Here is a 22193-nt window from a genome sequence, read left to right as displayed (position 1 = left end):
GGGTTACGGGTTACGGGTTACGGGTTACGGAATTTTGCTCGTACCCCCTTCCCCGTCAACCGCTTCGCGCTCAGCAGCCTTAAATCGAAATGACAATCTTGCGCTTATCCAGCCACCAGGCGATCGCCCACAATATTGCAACGTGCAATAGGGCGAACACCAGCGATGCGTTGTAAGGGTTTAGAAAGCCATTAAAAAACTCAAAAATAGCCTGGTACAAAGAAACGCCATCAACGCTGAATAAATAATAGGTTTTGACCCAGACAATACTCAGCACGTAAATAAACAGCGGGTTTTTACCCAGCAGCGTATAACTTTTTAATACCGGTACGGCGGGCGGTAATTTTTCCAGCCATACCAGAGCCAGCAAAGTAAGAATACCCGCACCAGAGGTCAGCAAAACAAACGAGCTGGTCCACAGGGATTTGTTAATCGGAAAAGCCTGATGCCAAACCAGGGCAACCACAACGCTCACCACCCCCAGTGCCAAAAGTGTAAGCTGAGCGCGCTGTTTGTTTTCGCTGCCAATCAAAATACGCGCCGCTTCAAAGCCGATTAATACATTCACGATGGCCGGCAAAGTGCTAAGAAGCCCTTCGGGATCAAACGCAAGACCTTTACCCTGCCACAGATGATCCGCCCCCAGCAGCGCCAAATCGACCTGCCGAACGATATTGTCCGTCAGTGAATACGGGTCGGCGGAAATATTTAATAGCCCCCAATAGCCCACCAGTAACACCACACCTACCGCCAGGCGCCAAACACCGGGCAGCCAGACAATAAACGCGGCGGCGCAATAGGCCAGCGCAATACGCTGTAACACGCCGAGAATACGCAGCTCATCCAACGCCCCGGTAAAGGGGTAAGCATTAAGCAGCAACCCGATTAAAAACATCAGCGCAGTGCGCTTAAAAATTTTGCGGGCACGCACCGATTTCGCCACCGCCTGCTGCGAGCGGTTAGAGAAGAACATGGCCGAGCCGACAATAAACAAGAAAAACGGAAAGATATAATCAGTAAAGGTTGCGCCATGCCAATCGGCGTGCAAAAGAGGCGCGTATACATACGACCAGGAGCCGGGAGTGTTTACCAGAATCATCAGGGCCAGAGTCAGCCCACGCATTGCGTCAAGCGCAATGTAACGCTGTTTTGCCATCTTCGCCTCTTGTAAAGATTATTATGCGACGGCCCTGTCTGACGGTAGAGTTGTTTACTGCGCGACAGCAACCACTTCGCTGGCGTAACTGCTGCGGGCGAAATGTACTGCGCCAAATTCGGGTTGATTCAGAGCTTTTGACATGCGCGAGGCAATGTCCGCCTCCATCCAATCGACAATTCGGGTAGAAACGCCACCCAGCATAGCCATGCGCGGTGGGTTCAACTCCCATAGCTTGCGCGCCACCTGGGTCAGATAATCAGCGCCGGCGTGCACAATAGCGAGCGCTACTTCATCGCCGTCTTCGGCTGCGGCAAAAACCAGCGGCGCCATTTTGGCGTAATCACTGGATTTGGCCCCGTTTAAGCGCTCGACAATCATAATGCCGCGCGCTTGCAGCTGCTCAGCTACCAGCTCGGTCAATGCGGTTTGCGGCCCCAAGCCATCGGAGTCCAACAAGACAGCCTTAATACACTCCAACCCCATCCATGCACCACTGCCTACATCTCCGCAAGGAAAACCGTGTGCACCCAAGGTAAGAGATTTGCCATCCACGTGAGCAAAACCACAAGAGCCCGTGCCGGAGACAATAACGGCGCCATTGTCCTGCTCATGGGCGGCAATACAGGCGATATGCAAATCGGTGGTCAGATACTGTGCCTTGTAGGGATGCTCCCACTGATCCACGATTTTGAACAAGCTCGGCAAATTCACCCCGGCCAAACCCAGGCCCGCCACCACACGCGATTTGTCCGCCGGGGTTAAGCCGGCGTTACGCAGCGCGTTATCACTGGCATTGACGATGGATTCAAGCGCACGGGCAACGCCGTGATAAGGATTGGAGGGGCCACCATTGCCAACGCCCAGCACCTGGTTGTTTTCATCAACCAGTACCGCTCTACACTTAGTGCCGCCGCCATCAATACCTAAGTACAGAGTGTCGCTGATGCCAGGCTGTCTGCCCATGTTTACCCTCGTTTATTTTCACTGTGGCCTCGCTTGAGACCCGCCCTACCGCAAGGTGCCATAGGGATTTATATTTGATTTTATAGCGCAAGCTGCTCTTAAAAAAGGTGGTTGGTGCCAACTGGCACCAACCACAAGGAGAGCCATGATAGATGATACTTACAGTCCCTGCGTATCACACGATGCGATCCCTGGCACCGCGATTCAGCCCGGGGCATTAAAATGCCCATAATAATGACCCGAGACTAAATTCGACTGCAGCCGCTAAGCGGCCCAGAAACTGACAAGCTGCACCATAGGACAACGTTGTCAATGACTCTCACTTTAGGCCGATAAGACAACGTTGTCAAGTACTACATAAAAATATTTCCTACCGCGACAAAAAATATTTTTCTTTTAATTTCATGGGCTTACAATTAGAAAAGCAAAGAAGGTTAATATTTTTCATATTATTTTTATCATCTTGGTACTTTTTGTCAGTCGCAATCAGACTCGCTTACGCCTTCGGGAGCAACCAGGTGCCCTCTTCAGGCACCTGAGTAGAATTGAGTTACAGGCTGTAGGCCTGCACACCATTAGATAAAAAGGTAGGAATATACAGCCTGTTGGTTTCCCGGTCGTAGCCAATATCGGCGGTATTGACCTGCGGCTCACGAGTGTCGCGCAGCAGCGTTAAGGTGCCATCGCCGCCCACACGGTAGACAAGCCCGGCCCAGCAAGAAACCAGGTAGCCCCCCTCGGCCAGGGGTTCAACCCCGTCGGCTTTTTCTGCAAACCCCTTGGCGACCACCTCAAGCGCGCCGTCGCGAGCTCGATAAAGCGTATCACCCGCACCGATCAGCAAGGCATCGCCCTCCACCAGCAGGCCATTGGCGTTGGGCACATCAGGCAGGAATGTCTGCATAACTCCGTCACGCAGCACATGTACCTTGCCCGTGCGTGTGTCCGACACATACACCACACCCGCGGCATCAGCCGCCACATCATTTAAAAATACCGCGCCCTCGACCGGGTAAGAGGCAATTTTCTCTCGCTTGTTTAAGTCAATCGCAACCAACTCGGTAATATCGGCCACATAAAGGGTGGAGCCCACCACCGCCATACCCTTGGGCGCGTTCAAGCCGCGAATAAAATTCTGGTCTATGATCTCGCCATCGGTACTTAGCAGGGCAATACCACCCTGGCCGTCCGCTGCGGTAGAGTCGCCTTCAATTTCCGACACCAGCAACTGTTTACCAGCCTCGCTGCGCCACACCAGCACAGACTCGGGAGTACGCAAGCCCTGAATTTCCCAGGCGGGAGCGCCGAGCTTACCGCTAGCAATTACCGACAATGAGATTAAACTCAATCCTAAAGCTAAAAGTTGACGCACGGCTTTCTCCTTTTTAACTGTTTGAGCCCTCAATTGTACCCAATAAAAAACCCGCCGCGGCGGGTTTTTTATTGCTCTGATATAGCAGGTTATCCGTTATCGCCGCCCGATTCGCTTGAGCCCTCACTTTCGTCCAACTCTTCACCACCTTCAGAATCATCCGCCTCGTCAACCGGGGGCGTGTAGGCGACACACTCCTCGACCAGGTTAACGCCCTGAACCACCGGATGCAGCTTAACCTCTGAGTCGGTCACTTCAAAGTCGATGACAGAGGCATCAAAGGCGTACTCCCAGCGAACAACGGTTAAAGCATCTTCACACACCTCAATCTGGTCAAAAAACTTTAGCCCGTCTTCTTCTAAATCAGCGGCCTCGGGCAATGCAAAGCTGATACTGCGACCCTCTGCATCGGTAGCCACAATCGGCTGCAGCATCAATCGCACCTGATCCAAATCACCGGCAGGTACCTCAAAAGGAGGGATCATCATGGTTTGCATCACTTCCCCCGTCTCGCCGTCCTCCAGCTGACGCTCCGCCTCCAGTAAGTCGATATCGTAGGCCTCAGCTAGCACACTTACCTGCCCTATTCCCTGGTCGTGCACACGAATGTCATCGACAGTGGTGACCAGAGAATCGAACAATTCCGTCTCTACAGCAGGCACGACAAAAGACAGCCAGCCTGTAGGACCGGAATAGGTTTCCACGGTTTCGGAATCACCCTCTTGGTCGTCGACAATCTCCGTTGGGCAGTCCGACTCAACACTGTCAATTTTAACCACCGGACGCAGCATAAATTCGTCTTTGCCCTTGTTATAGCGCAGAGATTTAAGGGCATCAAAATCAAACACTAAATCCGTTTCGCCGCCAGCGCACAGGTCAAACGGGCGGTTAACCCTCACCGACCCGCTGGGCACAAACACATCGTATTCTTCGTCCTCGCTCACCACGACACCGTCAGATACCGACAGGCGCAACTGAGTATATTTGCCCGCGGGCAACTCCAGCTCGCCCATCAGGGTCGTCAAGCCATTTTGATAATCCAGTAAATCCAGGGTGCGCGGCTCGCTTAACACATTAAAAGGGGCTTCGCCGGTGGTGTGAACGCTGATGCTATCAATGGTAACCACGGCCGATTCAATGGCCGGATTAGGCGCATCGGTCAGGTGGATTCGCAGCTGCGTCATATCATTGCTAACTGACTCTCCCGCCTCGGGGACCAGCACAGCCTGGGTATCGGGTGCATCCAGGCCATCGGTGGCAGTTACTCCGGAGTCTTGCGGCGCAGTTACCGACCCCGCAGTAGCGCTGCTATCACCGCTACTGGAGCCGCCGCAGGCGGTTAACACCGCCGCAGAGCTGATTATTAGTGCAAAAAGTGAACGGTTCATGGCCAATCCTCTTTGTAATTGAAAAATCGATCTGCAGGGTAGACAGATCAGGCACTCTTCACTGCCAAATTGGTCGCGAAACTGCCAGCCGCTGCTGGGAACGTTATCAGCACGTGAATTAGGTCACGGGAACACTCAATAGCCGATGTTTCTGTGCCGAGTAAAGCAACGTCCAAGATTCTCGCCGCACTCATCGGCAGCAGTGGTACACTCGCCCACCTTTGTTTCAACTCAACAGACAAGCATTCTATGTGGTATAAAAATTTACGTGTATTTCGCCTCGGTGACGCATTCGAGCTAACCGCCGAACAATTGGCCGAACAACTGGAACCGGCCAGCTTTACGCCCTGCGGTAAGATGGATTTATCGCGCTACGGCTGGGTTTCGCCCCTGGGGCCCGAGGGTGCCAGCCTCACCCACGGCGCAGGCAGCTATATCGCACTGTGCGCCAAAAAGCAGGATAAAATACTGCCTGCCGGGGTTATTAAAGAACAACTAGAAGAAAAAGTGCGCGACATTCGCAATAAAGAGAGCCGCCCCGTAGGCCGCAAAGAGCGCGAAACCCTAAAAGATGAAATTACCTTTTCGCTGCTGCCTCAGGCGTTCAGTAAATCCAGCCTCTGCCATGGCTTTATTGACACACGCAATCGCCTGCTGGTTGTAGATTGCGCCAGTGCCAACAAGGCCGAAGAATTTACCAGCGCCCTACGCGATGCCCTGGGCAGCTTAAAAGCCACCCCGCTCAATCCCAAACAGCCCGCCAGCAGCGTTATGACCAGCTGGCTGAAAACCGGCCAGCCCGACGGTGAATTTACCTTGGGCGATGAGTGTGAATTAATCGCCAGCAAAGACGAACGAGTGATTCGCGGTAAGAAGCTGGATTTACTGGACGATCAAATTACCCAACATTTAGACACGGGCATGTTTGCCAGCAAGCTGGCGGTAAGCTGGAAAGAGAGCATCAGCTGCGTGATTGATGACCAATTTACCTTTAAACGTGTTAAGTTTTCTGACGAGCTTATCGAGCGCGCTGGCGACCGCAATCCGGAAACCCTGGCCGAGCAGTTCGACAACGAGTTCGCCATAATGACCCTGGAGCTAAGCGCATTTATTCAGGCCGCCCTGGACGCCTTTGGCGGCGAAGACACAGTATAAGGAGCCAAGTATGCAACTGTACGGCAGTTACACCTCACCCTTTGTGCGCCACTGTCGCATTGCCCTGGTGGAAACAGAGCTAAAATGTGAATTTATCGAAACCGATGCAGCCACCAGCGCCGAAAAATCGCCCAGTAAAAAAGTGCCTTTTCTGCACGATGGCGATATTCAGCTGACCGATTCAACCTCAATCTTAAAATACCTGCGCGAGAAGTCCGGCGGCAGTTATTTCAGCGATGTGGCCGCCTATGACGTCTTCTGCCTGGTAAACACCGCCATGGACGCCTGTGTCAATTTGTTTTTCTTGGAAAAAGAAGGGCTGACCCCGGCGCGCAGCGATTATTTAAAACGCCAGCAGGCACGGGTGGACTCTATTTTTGCCGAACTGGAAAAGATGCCCCTGCCCCACAACGCCCCCTACAATGATATGGAGCTGCGCTTGGGTTGCTTTCTTGCCTGGGGCATTTACCGCCAGCGTTTCAGCTTAAGTGATTACCCGAATCTTGCGCACTTTTTAGAAACCTTAAACAACTACCAGCCGTTTCGCGATACCGCACCGCCAGCGCTGTAAAATTAAGAGCGTTCGGCATTAACGACGCTGGACGCTCACAACCTCATTGGTTATTCTCGCGGTACACATTCTTATGCGAGCGAGCCCGTGTCACACAGTCAAATTAATCACCTTGTTATTGTCGGCGGCGGCACGGCAGGCTGGATGGCCGCCGCCTCCATTAGCCGGCAACTGGCAAACTTTCCGATAAAAATCACGCTTATTGAATCTGAGGACATTGGCACTGTAGGTGTGGGTGAAGCCACGATTCCCAGCATTCGCAGTTACAATGATTCGCTCGGTATTGATGAAATTGATTTTATTAAAGCCACTCAAGCGACTTTTAAGCTCGGCATTGAATTTCGCGATTGGCGAGAGAAAAACAGCCGCTTTTTTCATCCCTTTGCCGATTATGGTATCGATCTTAACGGCGTGGCGTTTCATCATTATTTAACCCGCGCGCAAAGTCTTAGGCTGCCAGCCGACCCGGCCGAGTATTCATTTGCCACCCAGCTTGCCTGGCAAAACCGCTTTGCCCAACCACACCCTAACCCGCCTTCACCGCTGGCCGATTTTGGTTATGCCTACCATTTCGATGCCGGACGCTATGCGCAGTTTTTACGCGCCTACGCCGAGGCGCGCGGGGTAACCCGTATTGAAGGAAAAATCGCAAACACCGAGCTACAGCCGGACAACGGCAATATCACTGCCGTGACGTTAGATGACGGCCGCCGAGTGAGCGGTGATTTTTATGTCGACTGTTCTGGCTTTCGTGGCCTGCTAATAGAACAGGCGCTACATACCGGCTATGACGACTGGCGCCAGTGGCTACCCTGCGACAGTGCAATTGCCGTGCAAAGCGATAAAGCCGCCGAGCTGACTCCTTACACTCGCACCACGGCCAAAGCCGCCGGCTGGCAGTGGCGCATTCCTTTGCAGCACCGCACCGGCAATGGCTATGTATACGCCAGCGAGTTTTGCCAACAGGATGAGGCCGAAGCAACCTTACTAAGCGGCCTGGACACCACCGCGTTGACCGAACCGCGTCGCTTTCAGTTTGTGACCGGCAAGCGCAAAAAAATCTGGCACAAAAACTGTTTCGCTCTCGGCTTGGCCTCAGGCTTTTTAGAACCGCTGGAATCCACCAGTATTTCGCTGATTCAAACCGGCATCAGTAAACTGCTAGAGTTTTTTCCCCACCAGGGCATTAACCGCGCGGATCAGAATGAAGTGAATCGCCAGCACAGTCACGAGTTTGAACGTATTCGCGATTTTCTTATTTTGCATTACAAAGCCAGCAAACGCAGCGATACGCCTTTTTGGCAACACTGCAGGCAAATGGCGATTCCCGACACCCTGGCCCATAAGATGGACGTGTTTAACAGCCGCGGCAAAGTGGTGATGCTTGAGCCAGAGGCCTTTGAGCGCGACAGCTGGGTCACCATGTACTGGGGGTTTAACGATCTGCCGCAAGATTACGACCGGCGCGCCGACACCCTGAGTGACGCCCAGCTGGCCGAGCAGCTGGAGAAAATGCGCACAGCCGTAAAACAGGCGTCCAGCCAGCCTTTAAGTCACGAAGATTTTATTCAACGACACTGCGCGGCGCCTAATTAAGGCGCGGCTGCAGCGCAATGTTCAGCAATAAACTCATCGTGGCTGGGCACGCTGGCCACAGCATCGGCCACAGAACGGCGCATATCACCAAAGGCTCTTTGCAAATAGGCCGGGTCCATTTTTTTAACGCGCTCATCATAATGTTCCGGCAGGCAATTAAAGCCGCTGTATATCGCCAGCCAACTGGGCGGGCCAAATATCTCAATGGGGTAGCGTAATAGGTCGCCTTTGGTTTTAAACGCTTCCAGCTTGCGCGCCAAGGTGGCGGGTATGTTCATCTCGCGGCATTCGCGCCAAAAATCACAGTCTCTGCGCTGGTTGAGTTTGTAATGCAGAATAATAAAATCTCGCACTCGCTCGTATTCCTGCGCGGTCAAATCGTTAAATTCATCCACCTGCTGTGCGGTATAGAAAGGGCCGCGAAATACCCGGCGGATTTTTTCAATCGCCGTTTCCACCAGCGCAATACTGGTAGACTCCAGCGGCTCTAAAAAGCCGGCCGCCAAACCAACCGCCACCACATTTTTATTCCAGGCTTTTTTCCGCCGCCCCGCTACAAATTGAAAAGCGCGTAAATCGGTTGTTAACTCACCCTCAATATTATTCGCTAAGGTATTGGCAGCTTCATCGTCGCTGACATATTCGCTGCAATACACATGGCCATTACCTTGCCTGTGCTGCAGGGGTATCTTCCACTGCCAGCCGGCACGGTGGGCCTGGCTTACGGTGTAGGGGGCGGCCTCACCTTCGCGCACACTTTGTACCGCCACGGCGCGGTCGCATTTAAGCCACTGGCTCCAATCCTCGTAGCCGGTCTGCTGCGCCTGCTCAATCAACAACCCCGAAAAACCGGAGCAGTCGACAAATAAATCCGCACTTAATGCTTGGTCGCCCTGCAGATGCAGGGCGGTAACGCTGTTATCCGCTGCGGTTTCTACCCGCTCAATTTTTTTATCGATATGAGTAACGCCATTGCCGAGAGCATAATCGCGCATTAAGCGGGCAAAAAGCGCGGCATCAAAATGCAGTGCCCAGTCAAATACCGATAATTCAGACGGCGGGTTGGGTGAGGGCTGAATAAATTTGTGTTGTTTCGCTAGCTGTACCCCCAAGGAGTACTCATCGAGGCTGCCCGCATCACCCTGCTCACGCAGATACATCCAGTAATGGTGAAAATCGATGCCATTGGCCTTTTGGCCGTAGACGCCAAAAGGATGAATAAATCGGCTATCTTCTTTGTACCAGTCGCGAAATTCGATACCCAGCTTACAGGTAGCTTGGCAGGCGCGCATCACATCCAGATCACTCATTCCCAGTTCGGCGTAAAAACGCCGCAGAGTGGGAATGGTTGCCTCACCCACCCCCACAGTACCAATCTCAGAAGAATCGATTAACGTCAGTTCAATATCGGTTTTACGAAAATGCTTGGCAAGCATGGCCGCCGTCATCCAACCGGCGGTTCCGCCGCCGACAATGGCAATTCGTTGCACCGGAATGTGAGTCACGGATAGTCACCTTAAATTTATTTTTACAGAGCGTATACAAAAAAACCGCCACACAAAACCCTGGGTTTAGGTGGCGGTTAGAAAAGTGTGCGCCACTAAGCGACGCACGATTTAGCTCAGAACTTAGAAGTTTACGCGAGCACCCAGTGCCCAGCGAGCTTCGTAGATGTTCTGGAAGGTCTTTTGCTCTTCAAACTCAAGATAAGTCTGCTGGTATTCTTCAAGAATGTTAGAACCATTCAGGTAAACAGCGACGTTGTCAGTAACGTCCCAGGTTACGTTCATGTCCAGCTGACCATAGTCATCTTGATACAAGCTCTGCATACCAGTCGCTGCGTTACCGCCGGTAATCAAACGAGGCGAGCGGAAGTTGTAGGCCAGACGTGCTGATAGGAACTCATTTTCAAACCAACCCACAAGGTTGTAGGTGTCTTCCGAGTTGCCCACGAAAGGCAGCTCTTCGCCACCTAGGCCAACGGCGTCTTGTGAGCTGTCAGAGTAGGTGTAGTTAACGTCGAAACCAAAGTTAGACATAAAGCCATCGGTCAGATCACTAAACGCTACTTTAGCGGCCAGCTCTACACCTTCAACCTTACCACCGGTGCCCTGAATCGGAGCACTGAAGCGCCATGGACCACGGTAAACACCGTCATCGTCTGGCTCGTCAATCCAGATGTCGCCTGTTTGGATGAAGCTGTCGATGTTGATGCTGAACAACGCCGCGCTCAATGCAGAAGCGTTACCCAGGTACCATTCGATAGACAAATCGGTGTTGTCGGCGCGAGTCGGATCCAGATCCGGGTTACCAGACAGGCTGCCGCCGTCGGTTACGCGCATACAGCCACACTCTTCGTTAAACACACGACCTACAGACTTAGCACCACCCCACTGCAACAGATCCAACGGCTGCATGGTTTCACCATAACCGAAACGAGCTACCAAGTTGTCGGTAATGTCGTAGCGCAAGTTAATGGCAGGCAGAACGTCAGTGTAGCTGCGCTCGGTCAGCGTGTCGCCAACATCGTAGTTCACACCTGAGTGAGGCACACCACCGCCAGTTACGTTTTGACGTACACGCAGATCGGTTTCAACAACCTTCACGCCCACGTTACCGCTGAAGGCGCCGGCTTCAAAGTTTGCCTGCAGGAAGTAGCTAAACTCATCCAGACCAACGCTGTAGCTCTGACCAGGCTGGATAAACTTGGTTTGCTCACCGAAGACACGAGTTTGATACGCCAAAGTATCGTCAAACGCTTTAGGATCGGCCACCCATACACCGGGGATGCCCTCAACCGCACCAAAATCATCCATCCAAATTACGTCATTGTTTGAATCAAGACGCATTGGTGGAACCAGGGTGTAGTTTTCGTACAGATCTTCGTAGCCTGTAACATTGCCATCTTCGTCTTCAATAGCTACCTGTACGCGGTCACCGTTTTCATCCAGGATGTACTCGCCCTGGGGTAAGTTAGGATCACACTCAGAAGTACCGGCAAACTGGTCAACCGCTTTCCACTGTGCAGAACAGCCAGTATCAGCAAAGTTAGCGAAGTAGGAGAATACTTCGTGATCTACAGTGCGCTCGCTCTGACGCACACCGAAGTCAATACTGCTCAAGAAGGGAGTTTCTTCGAAAGCGTAGCTCCAGCGTGTGCTGAAAGTATTCAGCTCACCGTCGTCATCGGTATTGTTTTCAGAAGAGATTGCACCTACGTGGTATGAATCGATGCTCGCCATGTAGTCGGCAACGGTCATTTCACCTTGACCACCGTCAACAACTTGGTCGAAACCACCAAATACGGGATGCTCACCAGAGGCGTCGTAAGTAACACGCCAATCAGTGCCATACATACCGCCCGGCGCGTACTCAATATAGCAGCCGCCGTTTTCACCCATATTGGTGCCTTCAATATGGTTATTGCCATCACAGTACTTGGACTGAATAAAGCCACCGGGACCAGTAACCAGAGTATTCTGGTCAATGCTCATCATATCGCCTTCGATATAGCCGTGACGCATAGAGGCTGTAGCATCGGCGCGAGTAATACGAACCTGACCGGTCAAGGGACCGCCGTTGTCAAAGTTCAGCTCTACACTGGCGTTTTCTGACTCTTCAGTGTTGCGGTTCACCTGAGTAAAGGACTGCACGCGATAAGGGCGCGCTTCAAAATGGTTGACGGTGTGCCACGTATTGCCTGAATCGTCGACGAAGCTATTATCGCCAAAATCGACCGCGTAGGCATAGTCAGTAAAAGTCTGCCAGCGGTTGTTGTGCGAGAAGCCCATGCGACGGTTAAAGCGATCTTGCTTGCTGTAAAAGTAATCAGCAACCAGCTCTACGCCGTCGGTCAATTGCGCCTGGAAAGAGGCGTTAATACCATCACGCTGACGCTCTTCTTCCTTATGGAAAGCAGCAAAACCCTGCGGAATTACGTGATATACATCTGCGTCTTGTGCAGGAGTGCTCCAGCTGTGGTTGTTGTTAGTAGCACCAATACCGCCGTTTTCAGAGGTATCGAAGTAACCATTAAAGTCGGTTGCCAGATTTTTCTCGGTGGTTACCGCACTTACCAACAAACCCCACTTTTCAGCGTTGTAACCAATCAGGCCGCTGACCGTAGGATCGTATTCATCGCTGATGGTGCCGTGGTCAACTTCAGCCTGACCGGCAAAAGTCCAGCCCTCGTCCAGATCAAAAGGACGACGTGTTTGCAAATCAATAGTACCGGAAATACCCAATGAGCTCAGATCAGCACGGGCAGACTTATAAACTTCCGCACCGGAGAACAGCTGTGAAGGCAGATCACCAAAATCAGCGCCCACAGTATCAATGGTGGTCGCACTCAGGAATGATTCGCCGTTCAAAGTGGTATCTACGTTACCCAGACCACGAATCTGTACCGGGCCACCCTCACCAGCGGTACGCTCTACCTGAATACCAGGGATACGCTGCAGCGAGTCGGCAATGGTTACGTCGGGGAGTTTACCGATATCTTCGGCAGAGATGGCGTCAACTACCGAGGCCGAGTCGCGCTTGGCATCAATAGCATTTTGTTGCGATGCGTAAACACCGGTCACCACAACTTCTTCAAGCATTGGGTCAGACTCTTGCGCCTGAGCCATATAAGCGGATGCCAACAGGCAGGATGAAATACTGGAAGCCAGTACCTTCCTCCGGAAAGTGCCTTTGTTAGATTCCATAACTGTCTCCTCACTATCGTTTTAGTGTTATTTTCAAACTTGATGACGGCCAGAGTTTTGGTTGGCTCCAACTCCCCTATCCGCCGGACGAACTCAATCGACTTTTCTTATGGGTATAACACTGTCGTTTGGGGTAAACGCGCAGTGATATCTAGCTCTACCAGCCCTTAATTTTGTTAATTAGAAGGCTCGTATGTTACGGAATGTAGTTTTACACCCGCCCCGACAACGTTGTCAAGAAAGTTTTTTGAGCCGCCTCTCTCTAGCGACTTGACAGCAAACGTTACGAATTCATAGGGTTTCCTTGAAAAACAGCAAGTTACAGTATTATTTCAGCATGAAATTCGGGTCAAACACCCCCTGTAAAGATTAAAAATACGCCGGTATGACAACGTTGTTTGCGTTTGTTGCTTGAGTGCTCGATTTGTATGGCAAATACAGCCCACTAGACCGCCTCTGCCAGCATGCACTGGCGCGCCAGGCGCGCGTTGTGTTCTTTAAACTGATGCTGCGCCATATGGGCGACAGCCGGGGTGGTACGACACGCCGCGCTAAACTCGCCTTTGCCCGCCAGCAGGCAGTACCAGGAAGTTTTGTGGTAGACCAATTCCTCAGCGAACTCACCCAGCACGGCATCGAAGCTTCCGCGCCCACGCCACGCTTGCAACAGCCGCCGCAACAGCGGCGAGATGTGCGTATTGGCACGCGCGGCACGCCAATAGGCTGTATCGGTGCGGGCGCTGACCAGATAGTGAGCCTGTAGGTAATCAATGTTGCCGTCAATTAATCCATTAACCGCTTTATCAAATGCCTGTCGCGCCTGCGTCGAGGCTCCCAGGCGTTGATACAGATCGATAAACCGCTTGCAGGTAAATTGTATGATGCGCAACATAGGCGCCTCTAAGGGTTCTAAAAATCCCTGGGACAAGCCAATGGCAATACAATTGTTGCGCCAATGGTTTTGCAAGCGGCCACTCTCCCATTGAAGATGACGCGCGCTGAATGCATCCGATTTGAGCCCGAGGTGAGCGCGCAGCTGTTGTTCTACATCGGCAAAAGAGGCATCGTCACTGTTAAACACATACCCATTGCCCCAGCGCTCGGTTAGGGGGATGCGCCACATCCAGCCATTGGACATGGCGTGGGCTAGGGTTTCAGTGGGGTAGCCAGGAGCACCATCTGCGACATCGGTATCACCAGGCGAAGTGTGCTCAGACGCTAGCGCCACAGCGGCATTATTCACCAAGCGCTGGCGGCAGCTGATAAAAGGCACCTGCAAAGCTTGGCGCATAAGCAGTGATTTAAAACCCGAACAATCGACAAAAAAATCGCCCCGCAAGCGCGGCTGTTGCGCCAATTGCAAGGCGCTGATGTCACCGGACTCATTTCTTTCCACATGCACGACGGTATCATCGATATGTTTCACACCAAGCGACAGGGCGTGGCGCTGTAAAAATTTACCCAGCAAATGTGAATCAAAATGGTAGCCGTAGTCAGTCAAGGGTTTGGCCGAGCGGTCCGACATCAGCGCGAAAGGTGTGCGCCCACTTTCGCCAATGGCGCTCGCGGCGAAGTAGTCATCCGGCACAGGCGTTAACTCATACCCCATGCGCCTGGCGTAACAATCTTTAAAAAACTGCACGGCCCCCGGCTGGTCCAGCTCGGTATTAAATGGGTGAAAGTAACTGCCAAAGCCCGGCCGCTCTGACCAGCCGCTAAAGCGAATACCGCATTTATAGGTTGCGTTGCAGGCGGGCATCCACTCTTGCTCAGTGATGCCCAGCTGAGTAAAAAAGTCCCGCAAAAATGGGGTTGAGCCCTCACCCACCCCCACGGTGCCAATGGTCTGGGACTCTACCACAGTCACTTCTACGGGCTCGGTGCGCCAGTGATGGGCCATTAAACAGGCGCTCATCCAACCGGCGGCGCCACCGCCGACAATAACAATGCGACCAGGGTTCATGCCTTGGCCTCGGCGCCGGTGCGGGCGTTGTAATTACAGAGCAGCTTTCGTTGGTCGGTAAAAAGCTGCTGCGCCTTAGCCCGGCACTTAGCCGCGGCGACCTGATCGAGCTGGCGCTCGCGGTTGTCTGCAGCAAAGCACCCCATACCGGCAAACAACACATACCAAGAGGGGCGCAGGTAGGCCAGCGCGCCGTGCTGCTGTTGTAAAACGCTGTCAAAATCGGCGCCGCTGCGCCAGGCTTTAATAAGCCTCGCCAGTGTTGCCGGTATCGGTGCCTTGCGGCAGTCGCGCCAATAGGCGGTATCGCTGCGCGTGTTCATTTGGTAATGGGCGCAAATATAGTCCAGCACGCCGTCGGTCAAGCTGTTTACTTTCTCATTCACCCGCTGCTGATTATTTTCCAGCACCGGTTTTGCCGAATCGAAATTGCGGATAAAAGTATCGATGGTGTACTGCACCAGCATTAGCGCGGTGGCCTCCAGCGGTTCAATAAACCCCTGAGACAAACCAACGCTTAAACAGTTTTTATGCCAGTGCTCGTGTAAACGCCCAAGGTTCATCTGCAAGTGCCGGACTTTAGTCTCTTGCTCTTTCACCCCCAGGTGCTCAAGCAACTCGCGCTCGGCCTGCTCGGGCGAGCAGTAACCTGAGCTATATACATAGCCGTTACCGTTACGATTTTGCAACGGAATTTTCCACGCCCAGCCATTTTTTAATGCGGTAGATGTGGTCTGCGCTTGCAGAACCTCATCGGCCGGGGTCATAACCGTCACAGCGCGGTCGTTGAATAAATACTCGGAGTAGCTTTTAAATTCCAGCTGGTAGGTTTTATGACTTAAAAGCCCGGCAAAGCCGGTACAGTCGATAAAAACGTTCGCTCTAACCACGCCGTTAGTACGGGTTTGAAGCCCTCTAATTGAGCCATCTGTTTCACTGAGCTGAACCTCATCAACATGATCTACCAGACACTTGACGCCCAGGCTTTGCGCATTACGCTTTAAAAATTTACCCAGTTTTGCAGCATCAAAATGGTAGCCGTAGTCCATATCGAAAGAGCCATCAGCGGCTATTGGTGCTAGCCCCAGAGCCGCCAAAGGCTGATTGACAAAATAGTCGTCGGGATGAACCGGGCCACCCTTACCGGCCAGCGCCCTATTAGACAGGGCAAAAAATTGTTCCGCCGTAGGAATATCCAACTCGGAAAAAAACGGGTGAAAGTAACTTTTAAAACCCGCCACCTCTGACCAGCCGGGAAAGCGTATACCGGCTTTGTAGGTGGCGTCGCACTCGGGCATCCAGACGGAGTCTTTAATCCCCAGTGTGTTAAAAAACTGTTTTAGGTAGGGCGTTGAACCCTCACCGACTCCGATAGGAGCGACTTTATCTGACTCTATCAAGGTAACCTCGGACTGAGGGCAATGATGCTTAACCAGGTTCGCGGCCATCCAGCCTGCGGTTCCGCCGCCCACAATTACCAGGTTTATGCCATTGAGAGAGTTGTTCATCATAGTCATTTACCGGAAAAAGGGCCGGCCCGAAGGCCGACCAAGGAGAGAAAAGCCAATTGGCTTTAGAACTTGTAGCTCGCGCCAACGAAAATACGTTGACCGTTGGAGAATGAGGTACCACCTAAGCGAGCGCCGTCGGTAGATCTCACATAGTAGTTTTCAATAACCTCGTCAGTAAGGTTGAGCGCCTCAAGCTTCAGACTCAAATTGTCGGTAACATAGTAAGACACTTGAGCATCAAGCTGCACTTGCTCGTCGCGCATTTGGTTGCCGATCTCAGTTTGCGCCATAAAGTACTCTGAGCGATAGCTGTAGTTCATGCGCGCGCTGATCAGGTCATTTTCAAAGAAAGCACCCAGGTTGTAGGTGTTTTTCGACGCATTCGGGAAACGCACGGTGCTGGTTTCGAGAGTCGCCCCGGTGATATTGCCCTCAGCGTCAGTGACCGGAACAGCGTTCTGTACTTCCGCGGGGCTGACATCGGTGTAGGTGTAGTTGGCCAGCAAGCCAAAGCCCGAATCGAAGGTGTGCGTAAACTGCACTTCAACACCATCAATGTTGGTGGCGCCACCGTTTTCCGGACGCTGCAACTGGTTGTACTGTACGCCGTCAATTTCCGCGCTTACGGTTTGGTTAAAGACAAAGTTGGTTATGTCCTTTTTAAACGCGGTAGCACTTACGTTAGACGCATCGGCAAAGTACCACTCGATACCCATTTCGTATTGGTCGGCCAACAGTGGTTTTAAGTCCGGGTTACCCGCTTCACCACGTCCGGTTTCCGGCGTCAGGTTAAAGGAGGGGGCCAACTGGAAAGGTGCTGGACGAGTTAAGGCGCGCCCTGCGGCAAAACGCAGTACCACTTCTTCGGTCAGATCGTAAGCCACGTTTAAGCTCGGCAAGAACTCTGCGTAGTCTGACTCGTAGGCATCCTGCGCCGAACCATCGGGGTTATAACCGTAAGCCAGCTGATCTGTCTCGACATAGCGCAAGCCCACGTTACCGCGAATGCCATTGCTCTCAAACGTTGCCATAGCGTAGAGCGCGGTAATATCTTCTTCCACATCAAACGAAGCGAGGTTTTGAATCTGATCGTCTACCCGGCACAAAGTGGTGGTCGCTTCGCCGCAAGGCGCAACAGCGTAAAAGGCGTTGTACATTAACTCGCGATCGGGCATGAAATAGGTTTGGCTACCGCGGCCTGTGGTGGCGGAGTGGTCAACGGTAATCATGTCGCCGCTCCAGAAATCACTGGCCGGACCTAAGCTACCTTCACCAACAGGGTCAAAGTTAGACAGGTTAGTTTGAAAGCGCATTTGCGAGAAAGAGCGGTCACGAACCTTGGCACCAAAGCTCAACATATTCACCGCACCCAGATCGACCTCTAAATCGTAATCCAGCTGAGCGTAATTTTCTTGGTCTTCCGCGCTGTTAATTTGGTCAAACGCGCCGCCCAACCACATCTCATCGGTGGGGTTGCTTAACCATTCGTTGTAACTGGTAAAGTCTATGTAAGGCGCCGTGCCGCCCGGATTATAAAAATCAAACCCGGTGCGCTCGTCGGTGGGATCACCCCAAAACTCGGTGAAAAAGTCACGGTTGGTACCTTCACCGGTGGTTTGACCAAGCTGGAAGTGCAGCTGGTGCGGCCCATTATAATAGTTACCTTCAAAGTCGATCACTTCGGTGCTCATTTCTGAGCCGTCACGGTAAATATTGTCGTACGCCAAGAAGCGAGACCAGGTGGCCGCCTCGTGGTTTTCGCCACCGCGCACGTAAAGCTCATCGGTAATGCCCTGCTCGTTGGTATTACCCATGTCGGTATCGGTACCCAGGTAGGCAACACCGCGGAAGGGAATACCAATCAGGTTCGAGTTGACGTTATCCGCTTCCATTTCAGAGGACAGATAATGCAGGCTCATGTCCAAGTTATCGGAGGGCGCGAACTGGGCGGTAAAATCAATACCGGTGCGCTTACGATCCTGCTCAAACAGCGCAGAACCCATACCCCAAGGAATAGAACCTTTATCGTCGTTGCTACCATCTGGCAGCTTCGGCCCTTCCATAGAGCCTTCAACGCGTCCTACAGACGGACCAAACCAACCAAAATCTTCCATGCCTTCACGGTAGACCGAACGGTTTTGCTGCGACAGAGAAACCATTACCCCGAAGGTGTCGGCATCGTTTTTCCAGCTGTACATGGCTGAAGCAGCCGGGTCGAAGTTCTCGCCGTTAGAGCTGTACTGACCTTCAACACTGGCGTGAAAGGTATTGGCATCCAGATCCAGAGGCTTGCGCGTGCGCAAGATAACCGTACCACCCAGGCCGCCTTCATCGATATTTGCCTGAGCTGATTTATACACTTCAACCCCCGCAATCATTTCTGAGGCGAGAATCTCGTAGTTAAAATTACGCGTGGGATTGGACAGCACAAACCAGTTACTGGTCCCCACCGCCTGACCGTTGAGCAAGGTAATGTTTTGATCGGGCGATACGCCGCGAATGGTTACGCCCTGCCCCTCACCAAAATCGCGATCGATAGTAATACCAGGAATACGCGCCAAAGACTCGGCCACGTTTTTATCTGGAAACTTACCGATATCTTCCGCGGTAATTGCATCAACCACTGAGCTGGCATCGCGCTTCATATCCAACGAGGATTCAAGCGAACCGCGAATACCGGTTACCACCACTTCTTCGAATAATTCCTCGGTTTCCTGAGCCTGCGCCATAACCGGCAACAGCAGGCAGCTGGCAATACTGGAAGCCAGCACTTTCTTTTGAAAACCACGATGACCAATTTTCATAACCACATCCTCACATCTTAGCTTTTAGGAAAGTCGGCTAGGTTGCTGAGTTAGCAGTCTTGCGAAACAGCGCTGCTTTACACCACGACCGACTTGTATACCCTTCGCCTCTTGTCTGAGCTTGCGCACTGCGGCAAGGCGCCGGCTAATGCGTTAACACCCTCTGGGCTTTTTCAGGGAGTGGCTATTGTTTTACGTGCGCCCTGACAACGTTGTCAAACAGTTTTTGAAAATAAATTTATATATTAAAAATACGCACAACTTTGATTCGCGATTTTTCTTTCGCGCTGAAAACCGCTCCAAAAGAGAGCAATGAATCCCAATCGCTTTGCACCAAGAAAGATCTCTATGGTCGTCTGTTTTCAAACTCACCGGCATAAAAAAAGCCCGAACAAGCTCTGCCTGTTCGGGCTTTTTGGGTGGTGACAGTTGGGCGTTATTGCGCCTCGACCCTCTCGACTCGGCTTACACTTTCACCCAGCTTGGTTCGCACCAGAGCACCTTGAGAGCCCAGGTTCACTGGCTGCCGGTAGGTCTGCCACTGGGCGCCATCCAGACTGTACTCAAGCGCCGCTGTGGGATAGGCACTGTTCATTGTCAGCTCGCCATCTTCTATACGGGCCCCCGGTGGGGGTATATACAGCTCCGCTCCCTGAGCCTGCAGCCGGGGGATTTCCCGACCGAACAGAGCGCTGCTGAAGGCCTGATAATCGGCGCTGCGCTCGCGCTCAGAACCATTCGACTCCCAGCCCGCTTTGTGCCAGGCGCGCTCGGCCATCACCAGCATGCGTGGGTAAATCATCTGCTCCAGTTGGTCTGCAGTGCGAATGGTTTCCGTCCATACCTGCCCCTGAATACCGAGAATGTTTTCCGGTTTTTGCAGCGTTGGCAGCGGCCGCCCCACCAACGCCTCCAGGTTTTCAATGGCGTCGCCATTGCGGGTAAAGTCTGCATTGGCATACATATCGTCTGGCAGGTAGTTGAACACCTTCGCCATGTCGGTATAGCGCGCCGCCCAGTAATAGCCGCGCTCGGCGGGATGAGCTTCATGCGGGTGGTCGAAATACAGGTGGGTGGCGTGGGAGAGCACAACCTGATAACCATTGTTCGCCAGGCGGTAAGCGCGATCGGCAACGCCCCACTCCCAGATATTGTCCCAGGCGTTGGCAATCACACGCTCGTTGACGAACTGCTTGCGGTTAAAGGTGTTGGTCGGATCGTACATGAGCCCGTCTTCCCAGCCGGCCAAGTCCAGGCCCCGCTCACTGGCAAGCTGGGATACCCGGCTGACAAAATAAGGTTTTAAGTCAGCGGGACCGGCAACACCCAATTCACGTGCGAACAGCTCATCACATACTGGCGAGGCGCTCCAAGACCCCTTGCCCACTTCGTCGCCGCCCATATGAAAAGTTGACAGCTTCAAACCTGCCTCGCGGTACATTTGCTGCAGCTCGTAAATCACCTTATCCACAAAACGATAGGTGGACTCCAGACACACGTTGATGGAGTTGTCGGTATAGTTTTGCACCGTTAAGTATTCCGAGGCGTCGTCGGGGTCGGCAAGCAAGTACTGTTTCGCTGCCGCCTCATCGCCCGCCTGCATTAACTTTGTATAGCGTGCGTCCATGGCTTTAACGGCTGCGCGAGCATGCCCCGGCATATCGATTTCGGGAATAACCTCAATATGGCGCGCGGCGGCAAAGCGCAGCAATTCAATAAAATCCGCTTTGCTGTAGTAACCGTTGCCCGAACCCGTAGTGTGCGGCCCGGTACCCAGCTGCGTTAGCAAGCACTCGGTTTCCTCAAGATCAAAGCAGCGTGTGGCGCCAACTTCGGTTAACTCGGGCAAGCCAGGTATTTCCAGGCGCCAGCCTTCGTCTTCGGTAACGTGCATATGCAGCTTATTGAGCTTGTAGCGGCCCATCTGCTCAATCAGGCGCAGAGTTACCTCCTGGCCGTGAAAGTTGCGCCCCATGTCATAGTGCATACCGCGCCAAACGGCGCGTGGACTGTCGCTGATACTGGCGTTTTTTACTTTTACCTGGTCGTCGGATTTATGACTCAGGGCCAGCAGGCTTTGCACACCATAAAACGCACCCGCCGCATCGCGACCGTCAATGACGATGGTGTCATCATCAATTTTCAAAATATATGACTCAGCGGTTTCAGGCACCGGCAGTTTTTTCTCGCCCTGGCCGGTGGCGCGCAGATAAATAGTGGGACCGTCGGCGGGAATATGGTCTGGCTGCAGTGTCAGGCTAAAACCATACATTTGCTGTAAGCGACTGTTTAAATACTCGGCCTCGGCTTTTAAGCTGCCGGCGTAACGCAACTGCCACTTCGCAGTCAGCTGAGCCTCGCCGCGGTGCTCGTCCATTTGCGTGGGCGCTGGGATAATGCGAGTGGCAACACTGTCGCTATCGATTGCGGGCAATTGGCTATTGCGCTCGTAGCGGTTTTGCGCGGTGGCGATAGTAAAGTTATCAGCCTGGCTGCGAAGCTGCTGTTCGGGCTTAACGATAGGCGCCACAAACGCCGTCATATCCTCAGTGTCTGTGTTGGCAAAAACTTCGGCCTCTAAGCCATCAAACACCATAAAGGCGCGGGGCATAAAGTCGGTATAACTAACCATATGCGCCGAGGGCTGGTAGGTGACGCTCAGCTCGGCGCCAGCAGCCAGCCCCGCGAAATTCTCAGCGGGTACTAACCGATGCAAGTCGCCTTGAACATGCTCAATTTGTACTGGCTGATCCGCCAGCGGTGCGATTTGGCGCACCGAATGAAAATATACCGCCCAACCAGAGGCGGGCAAACTGAGCTCGGATTGATTATCCAGCGTCAGCTGCATCTGCTTGCCCTGCTCGTTAAAATTGGAGACAACGGCAAAGTTAAGCTCCGCCGAGTCGGTAAAACGGGCTAACTGAGTCTGGGACCATTCGCCCGCCTGGGCGCAAGAACAACCGGCCAGTGCCAGCCATGCGATCATCCGCTTCATTGTTATTTTC

13 protein-coding genes are annotated in these 22193 nt (G+C 52.8%); 3 read left to right on the top strand and 10 right to left on the bottom strand.

What is annotated here, in order from left to right:
* Positions 1-79 precede the first annotated feature (79 nt).
* The 4 genes from NHM04_RS15595 to NHM04_RS15580 all read right to left on the bottom strand — a co-directional run bounded on the left by NHM04_RS15595 (position 80) and on the right by NHM04_RS15580 (position 4882).
* Positions 80-1156, bottom strand: coding sequence for an acyltransferase family protein (locus NHM04_RS15595; protein WP_254264679.1), 1077 nt, complete (start codon positions 1154-1156; stop codon positions 80-82).
* A 54-nt stretch (positions 1157-1210) separates the two neighbouring features.
* A complete protein-coding gene (gene nagK / locus NHM04_RS15590; protein ID WP_254264678.1) occupies positions 1211-2122 on the bottom strand; it encodes an N-acetylglucosamine kinase in 912 nt (303 codons plus the stop codon).
* 550 nt (positions 2123-2672) lie between these two features.
* Complete coding sequence (locus tag NHM04_RS15585) at positions 2673-3494, bottom strand: SMP-30/gluconolactonase/LRE family protein (protein ID WP_254264677.1); 822 nt, start codon at positions 3492-3494, stop codon at positions 2673-2675.
* An 89-nt stretch (positions 3495-3583) separates the two neighbouring features.
* A complete protein-coding gene (locus tag NHM04_RS15580) occupies positions 3584-4882 on the bottom strand; it encodes a DUF4382 domain-containing protein (RefSeq protein WP_254264676.1) in 1299 nt (432 codons plus the stop codon).
* Positions 4883-5131: 249 nt separating this feature from the next.
* Between NHM04_RS15580 and rdgC the strand changes: the two genes are divergently transcribed.
* From rdgC to NHM04_RS15565, 3 genes are all read left to right on the top strand, one after another.
* Positions 5132-6037, top strand: a complete 906-nt coding sequence (gene rdgC / locus NHM04_RS15575) for a recombination-associated protein RdgC (RefSeq protein ID WP_254264675.1) — start codon at positions 5132-5134, stop codon at positions 6035-6037.
* A 10-nt stretch (positions 6038-6047) separates the two neighbouring features.
* Complete coding sequence (locus tag NHM04_RS15570) at positions 6048-6608, top strand: glutathione S-transferase family protein (RefSeq protein ID WP_254264674.1); 561 nt, start codon at positions 6048-6050, stop codon at positions 6606-6608.
* 87 nt (positions 6609-6695) lie between these two features.
* Positions 6696-8204, top strand: coding sequence for a tryptophan halogenase family protein (locus tag NHM04_RS15565; RefSeq protein WP_254264673.1), 1509 nt, complete (start codon positions 6696-6698; stop codon positions 8202-8204).
* Here the strand turns inward: NHM04_RS15565 and NHM04_RS15560 are convergent.
* The 6 genes from NHM04_RS15560 to NHM04_RS15535 form a co-directional block, all read right to left on the bottom strand.
* A complete protein-coding gene (locus NHM04_RS15560) occupies positions 8201-9709 on the bottom strand; it encodes a tryptophan halogenase family protein (RefSeq protein WP_254264672.1) in 1509 nt (502 codons plus the stop codon). The genes NHM04_RS15565 and NHM04_RS15560 overlap by 4 nt on opposite strands.
* A gap of 123 nt (positions 9710-9832) precedes the next feature.
* Positions 9833-12910, bottom strand: a complete 3078-nt coding sequence (locus tag NHM04_RS15555) for a TonB-dependent receptor (RefSeq protein ID WP_254264671.1) — start codon at positions 12908-12910, stop codon at positions 9833-9835.
* Between the two features lie 445 nt (positions 12911-13355).
* Complete coding sequence (locus NHM04_RS15550; RefSeq protein WP_254264670.1) at positions 13356-14873, bottom strand: tryptophan halogenase family protein; 1518 nt, start codon at positions 14871-14873, stop codon at positions 13356-13358.
* A complete protein-coding gene (locus NHM04_RS15545) occupies positions 14870-16384 on the bottom strand; it encodes a tryptophan halogenase family protein (RefSeq protein WP_254264669.1) in 1515 nt (504 codons plus the stop codon). The genes NHM04_RS15550 and NHM04_RS15545 overlap by 4 nt, the downstream gene beginning before the upstream one ends.
* A 62-nt stretch (positions 16385-16446) precedes the next feature.
* Positions 16447-19188 (bottom strand): TonB-dependent receptor, encoded by a 2742-nt coding sequence (locus tag NHM04_RS15540; RefSeq protein WP_254264668.1) that lies wholly within the window; start codon positions 19186-19188, stop codon positions 16447-16449.
* A gap of 436 nt (positions 19189-19624) precedes the next feature.
* Positions 19625-22183 carry a family 20 glycosylhydrolase gene (locus tag NHM04_RS15535; RefSeq protein WP_254264667.1) on the bottom strand — a complete coding sequence of 853 codons (2559 nt, stop codon included), beginning with the start codon at positions 22181-22183 and terminating at the stop codon, positions 19625-19627.
* Positions 22184-22193 lie beyond the last annotated feature (10 nt).

The sequence above is a fragment of the Gilvimarinus sp. DA14 genome, from assembly GCF_024204685.1.
Taxonomy (GTDB): domain Bacteria; phylum Pseudomonadota; class Gammaproteobacteria; order Pseudomonadales; family Cellvibrionaceae; genus Gilvimarinus.
The sequence above is the reverse complement of the archived record's forward strand: the minus strand, read 5'-3'. Positions and strand labels throughout refer to the sequence as shown.